Here is an 11,593-nt window from a genome sequence, read left to right as displayed (position 1 = left end):
AAAAAGCTTTAAATTCTGATCTAAAAAAAATTGGATGAAAACTTTTTTTATTTAAAAATTTAATGTCACGTTATTATAGAAAATAATCTGATGAATTGGATCAAACAATAGTTCACCCTATGCTTTTAATAGGCTTATTCTATGTATTCCCATAGCAATTTCTTCTATCTCAAATTTATGTTATCAACTCTACTAGGCCTTTTTGAAAAGAATTGCATGGTTTAGATCTCCATAAACAATTTTCAAATTATAAACAAATCTTTTTTATCAGACGCTCAATGTGAACAACTTGGCAATCAAACAACTATAAAAATCTAATCCATTTTTACAAGAAAATTTGTGAAGTTATCTCCTAAGATTGAATAATTAGTCTTAAACCTGTAAACTGACTAAGTTGGAAAATTACATCGTTAATGCAAAATCATGACAAATCGCTGTTTTAGTTACTTAAACAGAGATTTCTAGATATTCAACACTTATCTTTATAGGGAAAAATACACTCCCAAAAATAAACTAAATGTTTAGAAAGAAATCCATTAACTTTCTTTATTAGGATGCTAAATGCTGGAAGAACCAATTGACGCACTAGAAACAGAATTTGAAAATGCTTTGAATTCCCTGGAAGATAATCAGCTTAGTAAAAAAAATGGGCAGCTTCCAGAACAAGTTCATGTTTTTCCTCTTTTACGTCGTCCTTTCTTTCCAGGAATGGCAGCTCCTTTAGTCATTGAGCCAGGTCCTTTTTACGAGGTATTAAAGGTTGTTGCTAAATCTGATCACAAATGTGTGGGTTTAGTACTAACACGTTCTGAGCAAGCAGAAATTTATAAGGTGGGATTCTCCGATCTTTATCAAATTGGTGTATTGGCTAGAGTTTTGAGAATTATTCCCATGGAACAAGGGGGTGCGCAAGTAATCCTGAACATGGAACGACGAATTAAAATTGAAAAACCCACCTCAGAAACAAAAACTCTTAAAGCCAATGTTAGCTATATAGAAGATGATCCTATTCTGACCACCGAATTAAAAGCTTATGCTATTAGTATTCTTTCAACTATTAAAGAACTTTTAAAACTCAATCCTCTCTTTAAAGAAGAGCTTCAAATCTTCTTAGGGCACTCTGACTTTACAGAACCTGGTAAGTTGGCTGATTTCGCAGTTGCTTTGACAACTGCTTCTAGAGAAGAATTGCAAGATGTTTTAGAAACATTTGATATTCGAAAACGTATCGATAAAGCCTTGATTTTACTTAAAAAAGAGCTCGATATTAGTATCTTACAACACAATATCAATCAAAAAATCGAAGCAACGATTAATAAAAGCCAAAAAGATTTTTTCTTAAGAGAACAGCTTAAAACAATTAAAAAAGAATTGGGAATTGAGCGAGATGATAAATCGCTTGATCGAGAAAAATTCGAGACAAGATTAAAAGAAAGAGTTGTCCCTTCTGATGTTATGAAAGTGATTACAGAAGAGCTTGAGAAATTAAGCGTTTTAGACATGCAATCAGCTGAATATAGCGTAGTAAGAGGATATTTAGATTGGCTAACAGCAATACCTTGGGGTATTTATAGTCAAGAAAACCACAATTTAGAAGAAGCTGAAAAAATTTTAGCTCATGATCATTATGGTTTAGAAGATATCAAGCAACGGATTTTAGAGTTTATTGGTGTGGGTAAATTAGCTAAAGGTGTTCGAGGTAGTATTATTTGTTTAGTTGGCCCTCCAGGTGTAGGAAAAACCAGCATTGGAAAAAGTATAGCCAGAGCTCTTAACAGGAAATTTTATCGTTTTTCTGTTGGAGGAATGCGAGATGAGGCGGAAATCAAAGGGCATCGTCGTACTTATGTAGGCGCTATGCCTGGAAAAATGATTCAAGCCTTAAAATATTGTCAAACAATGAATCCTGTTATCATGCTTGATGAAGTGGATAAAATGGGAAAAAGTTTTCAGGGAGACCCGGCATCTGCCCTTTTAGAAGTTTTAGATCCAGAACAAAATGCTGAGTTTTTAGATCATTACCTTGATGTACGCTGCAATCTATCAGAGGTGTTATTTATCGTAACTGCAAACGTTTTAGATACCATTCCCGAACCCTTAAAAGATCGGATGGATATTCTTCGCTTATCTGGTTACATCATGCAAGAAAAATTAGAAATAGCGAAAAAGTACCTCATTCCTCGCAATCGAAAAGAAATGGGATTAAAAGCATCAGAAGTTTCCTTCACTCAAGAAGCGCTTCGATCTATTATCAATGGCTATGCTAGAGAATCTGGGGTACGTAATCTCGAAAATCTGCTCAAAAAAATATTGCGAAAACTTGCTGTCAACATTGTTAGAGAACAAGAAGAAAACGATAAAGAGCAAGCTAAAAAGAAAAAATCTTCCAGAAGCAAAAAACCTATCGCATTTGTTCCGACTAAACATTCGATTACTCCCTCAAATTTAAAAGATTATTTAGGTAAACCGGTCTTCACCAGCGATCGTTTTTATGAAAGAACGCCTGTCGGAGTTTGCATGGGATTAGCCTGGACGGCAATGGGAGGAGCTACACTTTATATTGAATCCATCAAAGTTGCCGGCGAAAAAACAGTTATGAAATTAACAGGTCAAGCAGGTGATGTGATGAAGGAGTCGGCTGAGATAGCTTGGAGCTATGTCCATTCTTCAATTCACAAATACGCTCCTGGATATACATTTTTTGAAAAATCGCAAGTTCATATTCATATCCCTGAAGGAGCTACACCAAAAGATGGGCCTTCAGCTGGAATAACTATGGTGACTTCTTTACTTTCTTTAATTTTAGATACCCCTGTCTTAGATAATTTAGGGATGACGGGAGAACTTACTTTAACAGGCCGCGTTCTTCCAATTGGTGGAGTGAAAGAAAAACTTGTTGCCGCTAGACGTTCGGGACTAAAAGTTTTAATCTTTCCAAAAGATAATCTTAGAGATTATGAAGAACTCCCAGAATATATTCGAAAAGGAATTACCGTGCATTTTGTTGACCATTATGATCAAGTCTTTAAAATTTCTTTTCCTAATAAACACCAAATGAAGCTTTGTTAAGTGAAGGGTAAGTGATGAGCAAAACAATTGAGTTAGTTCCGTGGTCAATTGCCTATAAACAAAAAGTCATTGTTCCTGAGGAATTGAATCAGAAAATTACCTCGCTTCGTTCAAATGAGGCAGTAATTGTCACATTGAACGGCTCTTTCGATCTCCTGCATGCGGGACATTTGCAAATTATTTATGAAGCATCTCAATTAGGTGACGTATTAATTGTCGCACTAAATAGTGATGAATCCATTAAGCGCTATAAAAACCCAAATCGCCCTTTGATTTCTTTAGAGTATCGACTTCAAATGATGGCTGCATTAGAGTTTGTAAATTTCGTGACTTGGTTTGAAGAAATGGATCCTTGTCACCTACTTTCTGAAATTAAACCTGATATCCATGTCAACGGTTCTGAATATGGCCATCAATGTATCGAAGCTGAAACTGTTTGTCAAAATGGAGGAAAAATTCATATTGTTCCCCTCATGCCAGGCCTATCTACTTCTTCTATTATAAAAAAAATTCAGGGGCTAATTTGAATCATGCGTATAATCGGCATCTTAGAAGATGAAAAAAAAGGACTAACTTTCTCATCTTTTCTTCATCAAAAAGAAATAGCACATCAACTAGAAATGGAACCTAATTATGATTGGGGTAGTGCAGATTACGGCTCGAGTCAATGTAAGATATGGATTCATGACGAAGATCAAGTAGAGCAAGCCATTCAGTGGTTGACTCATTTCAAAGAAAACCCCTCCGACCCTATTTTTCATTTTGTTCAGCCTATCTCATCTTCTTCATTCTCCCCATCTCCAATCTCTAATCCAGAAATTGAACCATCTTCAACACAAAAAACACATGGCTGGGAAACAGCAACAATGGGATGGATAACCCGTAGCTTTCTCATTCTTTGTTCAATTCTTTTTGCTACTACTCAATTGATTAAACCCTCTGTTCCTATTCCAGCCAATACATCAGTTGTAAGTTTAGTTTCTTCTCCTATTGATCAAACCCTTCTTTACGACTACCCTCACTTTTATGAACTCATTAATCGTTTTATTGATATGTATGGTTATGAAGGATTAAAAGACCCCACAAATTTAACTTTGGAAGCACAAATTTTACTTCAAAAAATTCATCATACTCCCTTTTGGAAAGGTTTTTACGAAGAAATATTTGTAAAAAATAGAGCTGAAAACGCATTAAAAGGGGATTTAGCTCCCCCCTTGTTCGAAAAGATTCGTGAAGGTCAAATTTGGCGCCTTTTTTCACCTGCTTTACTTCACGGAGATATTTTTCATTTATTTTTCAATATGCTTTGGTTAATGGTCCTTGGAAAACAACTTGAACTGCGATTAAAAGCTTCACGGTATTTGTTATTCATTTTAATCACGGGAATTTTTTCAAATACATCCCAATATTTGATGAGTGGCTCAAATTTTGTGGGTTTTTCAGGAATTCTATGTGCCATGTTAACATTTATCTGGATCAGACAGAATCAAACTCCTTGGGAAGGGTATCAATTAGATCGCTTATCTTTTTCTTTTATGATGTTCTTCATTATAGGGATGGCCCTTTTACAATTAGTTTCTTTGTTTTTAGAAAAATTCTTTCAAATTGAAATCGCTCCCAATATTGCTAATACAGCCCATCTCAGCGGGGCTTTAATCGGCATCATTTTGGGACGATTGGATTTTTTCAGTTGGAGCCATTCTTAATATGTCTGTAAGAGATCTAACCATTCTTGGTTGCTCAAGTCAGCAACCTACACGCTTTCGTAATCATGGAGCCTATTTATTAAGATGGAATGGGGAGGGGTTTTTATTCGACCCTGGCGAAGGAACTCAACGACAGTTTATCTTTGCTAATATTGCTCCTAGTGTTATCAATCGAATTTTCATTTCTCACTTTCATGGAGACCATTGTTTAGGATTAGGGTCCATTTTAATGCGCCTCAATTTAGACAAAGTGAGCCATCCGATTCATTGTTATTACCCTGCAAGCGGCAAAAAATACTTTGATCGTTTGCGCTATGGAACAATTTATCATGAAATGATTCATGTGGTAGAGCACCCAGTTTCTAAAGCAGGTTTAGTCGAAGATGATGGAAGATTCAAAATTGAAGCGGCTTTTTTACAACACGGTATAGAAAATATCGGTTGGCGTATTACAGAAGCAGACACGAGAAAATTCGATAATCAAAAACTTATTGATCGGGGCGTCAGAGGCTCTTTAGTCAAGGAATTGCAAGAAAAAGGACAATTAAACTTAGATGGGCAAACCATTTATTTAGATGATGTTAGCTGGATTAGAAAAGGAGATCAATTTTCTGTAGTGATAGATACACTTCCTTGCCAAAATGCTATTGACATCGCTCGTAATGCAACTTTACTTTTATGCGAAAGTACTTATTTAGAAGAACACAAAGAATTGGCCCGGTTGCATAGTCATTTAACAGCAAAGCAAGCAGCTTTGATTGCAAAAGAAGCCAATGCCAAGCAGTTAATTTTAACTCATTTTTCTGCTCGCTATCAAAATTTAAAATTATTTGAACAAGAAGCTCGAACTATTTTTGCTAATACTTTTGTGGCAAACGATTTGATCACATTTCCTTTTACGAAAGTTAATTTGAAATCGCAATAAAATTTTATAGTCTTATATGAGCAAGGTAAATTCATGTATATTGCGGCTTGTTATCAATTTCTTGAACATTTAAAAGTTGCTAAAAATGCTTCTGAGCATACAATTCGAAATTATGCGATTGATCTAAATTTGTTCAAAAATTATCAGGAAAAGCAAATATTTGCTGAAGATAAATTAGAACATATTAGCCCTAAAATTTGTGCTCGCGAAAGTTATCAACAACGTCAATCTTGTCATGATGATATTTTAAAATTGAAAGACATCGATCGTAAAACTATTCGAGGGTTTTTAGCATGGTTAAGTGCCAATCAACAAAATAAAAGAACGATTGCAAGACGCCTTTCTTCTTTAAGAAGTTTTTTTAGATATCTTCAAACGCAAAATTTGATTCAAATAAACCCTACAGAAGAGTTAGAAAGCCCCAAGCTGAATAAAAAACTTCCTGTTTCCTTGAGTTATGAACAAGTCAGTCTGTTATTCGAACAACCAGACACTACATCCTATCTAGGATTTCGTGACCGAACAATCATGGAACTCTTTTATAGTTCAGGTCTGCGAGTGAGCGAACTTGTTTCCTTAGATCGGCAAGATTTTGATTATTCTAATTTGACTATTAAGCTTAAAGGAAAAGGAAAAAAACAACGCCTTATTCCCATCACTAAAAATGCTGCAAAATGGATCCAGTCTTATCTATTACACATAGAGCGTTATCAAAATTTAGAGACTCACTCAGCTGAATCTGATCCAAATGCAATTTTTTTAAATAAATGGGGTACCCGTTTGACCACCCGATCCGTCGATCGAAAGTTTGACTTGTATCTGACGAAAAGTGGGTTAGCTGGTAAAGTCACTCCTCACACAATCCGTCATACAATTGCTACACATTGGCTTGAAAATGGAATGGATCTCAAAACGATTCAATTACTTCTAGGACATCGTTCATTATCCACTACCACGATCTATACTCAGGTTTCAACAAAACTCAAACAGAAAGTTTATGCCGATGCTCACCCTAGAGCTTAAATTCTCAATTGTTCGTAGTGCTAAATAGGTAAGGCTATTCCAATAAACTGATCTAATTGGATAGAGTAATTGTTCTAATTCAAGCCGAGAAGAGCAATGAAATCTACAAACTGCGGATCAAATTTGGTAAAGAAGAAGGGTGATGCAAGACAGGAAAAGCAAAATTTTTGCTGTAAATAGCCTTGCTGTAAAACTGCTACTTATACCGGCATAATCCCCACCTGTTTGGGTGTTGCGAAGAATGAGTCGTTGCGTATCAAAAGTAATTCCATCTTCATCACATGTCAATTCTGCAACTTCTCTAATGATGCGATGTATGTTGTTAATTTGATTAGAAGTTTTAGCAAGTAAATCAATATCCATAATAGCTTTATGACCCATTGAATCCCAAACTTTTAGCATGAGACCACCTTTAAGAAAAAATTTCTTAGCGTATGGGCTAATACTAAGTCGATATAGAAATCGTTCAATTGAATAATAACGAAGAATTTCATCGAATGGGCGGTTACTTTGCTCTGATAAATTTTTTAATCATTGACGTATTGATTCACCAAGATTATTTTTTGGTTTTTCAATTGTCTTATCCACTGGTGATCGCCTCCATAATCGGCTTCAAAATCTTCTCAAAACGAAATAATTTAGCATATTCAAAAAGCTTATCGAGATTTATTATTCTACTGTACCGATACATTTTTAGAGCTTCGAGAACGACATTCATTCCGATTTTATTTCGAAACTTTACACAGTCGACAAGCGTTTTTTCAACATCAAAAATCTTGATTACACAACCATCAATTGCATGTTCTTGAACCCCGGTTTTTAAAAGCTTTTCATTGTACCAAAAATAACGAATGGGTGGGTAAGAAATTGCAGGCTTATGAGCCTGACTTGGCAAAGCAACGTAAACGAAATAGGGAATCTGGGTTGTAATTTCATGAAATGCCAAGGCAGAAATAAGACAGATAACCCCGGTTGAAATTTTTTTAGCTATAGGAATAAAATCGGGTAGCGAAGGATCCGCTGTTTCAGTCAGTCGATACAAGCCTCTACTAACAACCTCAAGTTCTCCTCTATCTTTAAAGGTATATAACTCTCGACGATGGATTCTAAGAGACATAGCTTCCGACATTGTGAGAATGCCTCCTGCATTTCGGAAAGCTGCTATGGCTAATTCAAGATTTGTTTTTTTCATAGTACAAAATTACGGATTTAATAAATTATATCCGTAAATATGTACTAAAATTTAAAAAGTGTTAATAACTTTGAAAGAATTCGCTATTTGAATAATTGCCTTATTGACTTACGCTTGCGTAATTTTAAAAATCATTTAATGCTTAAACGCATCCTTCTTGCAAAAATGATATTTATTTCTAAGTAGGCTGTAGAATCTATAACAACTTCTAGAACATCTGGTAATTTTGCACTTAAAGAAATATTGCTTTTCTGATTAAGAATGACATCTTTTCCATATTTACTAGAACCGATGTCGGGAATAGCAGAAAATAAATCTAACAAATATTGCGGAAAAATTTTGTAGATAAAAAAAGTTTTGAACTGTAACAATCAGACTAGTAGTCTATTAGAAGCTATTCAGGCAATACTCGTTAACTACACAAGTTACGATCACATGTCTACTAGAATTTGTGGGAGATATTTAAATTCACTCAATGGCTTTGAAGACGTTAAAAGATTAGAGGTATTTTTATGGGCACAGAAAGGCAATTAAATCTTTGGGATGTAGGCACTCCTGTAGAAGAAAATATTTTGTTTTGGAAAGAAATGCACGATTTGAAAGAAACGTAGAATAATCTCCGCCGCGGATTTTTTCAAAGATACGATATAATGAGTAAAGAGATTCAATTTCTTAAGGAACAGATTGAATTTTTGAAAAATGAAAAAGCAAAATAAAAAGTTTATCCTAGATTTAGGCATTTCACATTTCCTATGGCGATACAGACTAATTATACCTGAAAGATTTTTGCTCATTCTTTTTGAGTAAAAAGCAATTTATTTTGAATCTTACAAAATCAATGGCAAAAGCGCCAAAAACTCAAGTAGGCTAAAAATTAAAACAATAAGTTATGAAAAATAAATAAATTTTGTATTTCCTCCTTAATCTTTTCTTTCAATTTTAGATCGTTGGTTTATTTTCATTATTTGAAAACTTTTTAAGACAAAATTCAATAATACAAGATTTATGTATTTCTTTTGGACGGCTTCGGGTAGTACTAAATAAGTAAGGCTATTCCAATAAACTACTCTAATTGGATAAACTAATGTCTTAATTCAAAGTATGGTAAATAATGGGGCTAAAATTATTAACAAACAAAGAATTGATTTTATTATCAATGATTTACCTCGGGATTTAAATGTACAAGTCACTTGTCATGAGGGCGATGAGCTAGAAGTGGCTAAATTTGAAGGAGACGAGCGATGGAGTTTGGCAGGAAATAAGAAAAATGATCTGTGGCTATGGTTCGTTTTTCATAAAAAAGTTGCCAAGTGTTGGCTAGGTAATTAGATCCTCGGGACAAAAAAACCGCTGAGCTTCTTTTTGCAAACGACCTGAATCCTTAAAAAAAGCCCTCTATTTCACGGATAAATTTAATGTCTATGATGAAACCATTCTTTGGAGCAAACATCAAGCAGTTAGCAAGCTATCTGGCCAGACAAGCGACGTAGAAAGATTTAATTGTACTCTTAAGACAAAGGTATGAAAGATTTGTAAGGAAAACACTTTCATTTTCTAAAAAGCTAACTAATCCCATTTAGTTAATAAAATATTTTATTTGTGATCACAATAGACAATTGAGAGCCTTACCTATTTAGCACTACCTGGCTTCGGATAAACTTTTGTTTGATAAAGTGTATCAATATTTAAAAACTTTTTGTTTATTATTTTACTTTTTAAAAATTAAGTATTATTATTTTCAAAGAACACCGCTTGATAAGCGGATATTTGAAACATTAATTCTTAACTGAAAATTTTAAGCATACTTTTCATTGCTTTATTTAAGTTAAAAAAAACTACATCCTATCAATAAATATTTTTAATAAGATTATAAACAAATCCTATCAAGTTGAAAGCATGACAACAGCAAGTATTGCCGCTTGATGTTATTTTTTAAAGTTCATTCCTTGTTAAAGTTGCCAAAAAGGAGAATTATGAGTCCTATTAATTCGCGTGAAAAATTTGATAGTTTTTTAAATACTATCGAGAAAAAATCACCTATTATAGATCCCAAAAATCTACTTTCTGATTTAAATCAAATTGATAATAATTTTTTTTATGTAAATAAAGACAATGTCATTCAGTTAACGAGAATTTTAAAAAAGTGTGGCATAACAGATCATAGAAATTCTTCAATTGATCAAATTATAAAAGCAATTAAAGAAAAAATATTTAGGGAAACAAATCGAAAGGGAAGGAAACTAATCCACGAATGTGCAATCGCTGGAAATATTGAAGCAGTCCAAGCACTTACTACTTTAATGCCTATTGATCGGCTTAATTCGTTACTTAAAGTAAAAAGTTTATCACGTAAAACTGCTCTTGATTACGCTGAAATCAAAAATCATCAAGGTGTTATTGCTTATTTGAACTTACCTAAAGCTTTACTTACGAAAAAAATTGTTTGTAAAAAAGGTAAAAATCCTAAATTTGAAGGATTGCTTTTAAATCTGCAATCATTAAATTTAAATATTCAAAATAGTTTTAAATGCAATAAAGTTATTTATCACTTTACAAACTGTTTCAGTTTAGTAAAAACCTTCTTTGAAAGAAAGCCCCTTGTTTTTTCTTTTGTAGAAAAATCGGAAAAAATTTATCCCCGTTTATTTTGGCTTAGCCAATCACAATCTGTTTGGAGAAGAACCGATAAAAAATTTCCTGGATGGATTGGAAAGTCGGTACATGGTGAAGAATGGCTACCTCTTCCTATTTTAATCAACTTAAAAATCTTTAAAATTTTACAAAAAGGTGTTGCTCAAATTTCAAACGAACAGCATATAGGAGAATTCCTCAATAGGGTTGTGGCTTGGAGTGAGAAAGATGTTAATCAGTTTGATAGGTTCGAAAGTCCATCAGGATTTCTTACCAATGAAATTGAGACAACCGCTATAGGAGCTGAAAGTACAGATGATGCGTCTTTAAATAGTGTTGACATTTCAGGGCTTCCAGAAACCCATAAAAATAATATGATTCTTCTAGGCCCTAAAGAGTTACCAAAAGACCCCCGTTCAAATGATTTTCTAGTTTTCGAACAAAGTCCCGATTTTACCAATAATGAAAGATCGCAATTTATAGATAGCTCTCTTTATGGCCGTTTAAAAGCTGACGTTTTTTTGTCACATGATGGAACGATTCGGTTTCTATTTTTAAAAAATACTTTGGGACATGTATTTTTAGCGGAAGCCGAGTTAGTGAGCGAACCTCTTACAATACGAGGGCTTAAAAAAAAGTGGGTGAAATTAGGTGCTTTATCTCTTCCACTTAAAGAATATCCTGATCAATTTGATCGTACATTTATTAGTGATTCAGAGCGGGAAAAAATTCAACGAGGAAAACGGTTAAATTATGTCCAAACTTGGAATTATTTGAAAGAGATGCCTTGTATTCAAAATTATTATCGTATTCCTCCACAGCTACAATAAGCATTCTTCTTTGCATATCTAAACGCAAGCTGTTTGTATAAATTAGCCAACGCAATTTCGCTTTAATGCGGTTGGCTTTCTCTTCCAAGTAAAAAAGCTTGTTGCAGTTTTCTGGGTAGTGCTAAATAGGTAAGGCTCTCAATTGTCTTATTTTAATCACAAATAAAGTATTTTATTAACCCAATGTGATTAGTTAGTTTTTTAGAAAATGAAAGTG

The 11,593-nt window shown here is 33.8% G+C and carries 8 protein-coding genes and 2 pseudogenes; 7 read left to right on the top strand and 3 right to left on the bottom strand.

Annotated features, from left to right (window positions below; genetic code table 11):
* Positions 1-561: 561 nt before the first annotated feature.
* Genes lon through TY19_RS00925 form a run of 5 tightly spaced genes read left to right on the top strand, consistent with a single transcriptional unit; the run spans position 562 to position 6,723 of the window.
* On the top strand, positions 562-3,069 hold the full coding sequence (lon, locus tag TY19_RS00945) for an endopeptidase La (protein WP_042279212.1): 2,508 nt from the start codon (positions 562-564) through the stop codon (positions 3,067-3,069).
* Between the two features lie 14 nt (positions 3,070-3,083).
* Positions 3,084-3,596 carry an adenylyltransferase/cytidyltransferase family protein gene (locus TY19_RS00940; RefSeq protein WP_042279209.1) on the top strand — a complete coding sequence of 171 codons (513 nt, stop codon included), beginning with the start codon at positions 3,084-3,086 and terminating at the stop codon, positions 3,594-3,596.
* A 3-nt stretch (positions 3,597-3,599) separates the two neighbouring features.
* Complete coding sequence (locus TY19_RS00935) at positions 3,600-4,775, top strand: rhomboid family intramembrane serine protease (RefSeq protein WP_042279206.1); 1,176 nt, start codon at positions 3,600-3,602, stop codon at positions 4,773-4,775.
* Between the two features lies 1 nt (position 4,776).
* Positions 4,777-5,700 carry a ribonuclease Z gene (locus TY19_RS00930; RefSeq protein ID WP_042279204.1) on the top strand — a complete coding sequence of 308 codons (924 nt, stop codon included), beginning with the start codon at positions 4,777-4,779 and terminating at the stop codon, positions 5,698-5,700.
* Positions 5,701-5,733: 33 nt separating this feature from the next.
* A complete protein-coding gene (locus TY19_RS00925) occupies positions 5,734-6,723 on the top strand; it encodes a tyrosine recombinase XerC (protein ID WP_042279201.1) in 990 nt (329 codons plus the stop codon).
* A 117-nt stretch (positions 6,724-6,840) separates the two neighbouring features.
* On the opposite strand, the gene TY19_RS11460 is transcribed toward TY19_RS00925, so the two are convergent.
* Both TY19_RS11460 and TY19_RS00915 read right to left on the bottom strand, forming a co-directional pair.
* Positions 6,841-7,194 carry a nucleotidyl transferase AbiEii/AbiGii toxin family protein gene (locus TY19_RS11460; protein ID WP_226988451.1) on the bottom strand — a complete coding sequence of 118 codons (354 nt, stop codon included), beginning with the start codon at positions 7,192-7,194 and terminating at the stop codon, positions 6,841-6,843.
* A gap of 109 nt (positions 7,195-7,303) precedes the next feature.
* Positions 7,304-7,915: a type IV toxin-antitoxin system AbiEi family antitoxin domain-containing protein gene (locus TY19_RS00915; protein ID WP_042279199.1), complete on the bottom strand. Its 612-nt coding sequence runs from the start codon at positions 7,913-7,915 to the stop codon at positions 7,304-7,306.
* Between the two features lie 1,140 nt (positions 7,916-9,055).
* Between TY19_RS00915 and TY19_RS12545 the strand changes: the two are divergent.
* Both TY19_RS12545 and TY19_RS00900 read left to right on the top strand, forming a co-directional pair.
* Positions 9,056-9,495: pseudogene (locus tag TY19_RS12545) on the top strand (IS1 family transposase); the annotation flags it as partial.
* A gap of 393 nt (positions 9,496-9,888) precedes the next feature.
* A complete protein-coding gene (locus tag TY19_RS00900) occupies positions 9,889-11,376 on the top strand; it encodes an ankyrin repeat domain-containing protein (protein ID WP_042279192.1) in 1,488 nt (495 codons plus the stop codon).
* A 121-nt stretch (positions 11,377-11,497) separates the two neighbouring features.
* Here the strand turns inward: TY19_RS00900 and TY19_RS26670 are convergent.
* A pseudogene (locus TY19_RS26670) lies at positions 11,498-11,593 on the bottom strand (IS1 family transposase); the annotation flags it as partial.

The organism is Candidatus Protochlamydia sp. R18 (genome assembly GCF_000648255.1).
In the GTDB taxonomy this organism is placed as follows: Bacteria; Chlamydiota; Chlamydiia; order Chlamydiales; family Parachlamydiaceae; genus Protochlamydia; species Protochlamydia amoebophila.
Note: the sequence above shows the minus strand (reverse complement) of the source record. Positions and strands in the feature narration are given on the sequence as shown.

Coding starts and splice junctions, on each gene's coding strand:
- lon (WP_042279212.1), top strand. CDS start 562: ATGCTGGAAGAACCAATTGACGCACTAGAAACAGAATTTGAAAATGCT.
- TY19_RS00940 (WP_042279209.1), top strand. CDS start 3,084: ATGAGCAAAACAATTGAGTTAGTTCCGTGGTCAATTGCCTATAAACAA.
- TY19_RS00935 (WP_042279206.1), top strand. CDS start 3,600: ATGCGTATAATCGGCATCTTAGAAGATGAAAAAAAAGGACTAACTTTC.
- TY19_RS00930 (WP_042279204.1), top strand. CDS start 4,777: ATGTCTGTAAGAGATCTAACCATTCTTGGTTGCTCAAGTCAGCAACCT.
- TY19_RS00925 (WP_042279201.1), top strand. CDS start 5,734: ATGTATATTGCGGCTTGTTATCAATTTCTTGAACATTTAAAAGTTGCT.
- TY19_RS00915 (WP_042279199.1), bottom strand. CDS start 7,915: ATGAAAAAAACAAATCTTGAATTAGCCATAGCAGCTTTCCGAAATGCA.
- TY19_RS00900 (WP_042279192.1), top strand. CDS start 9,889: ATGAGTCCTATTAATTCGCGTGAAAAATTTGATAGTTTTTTAAATACT.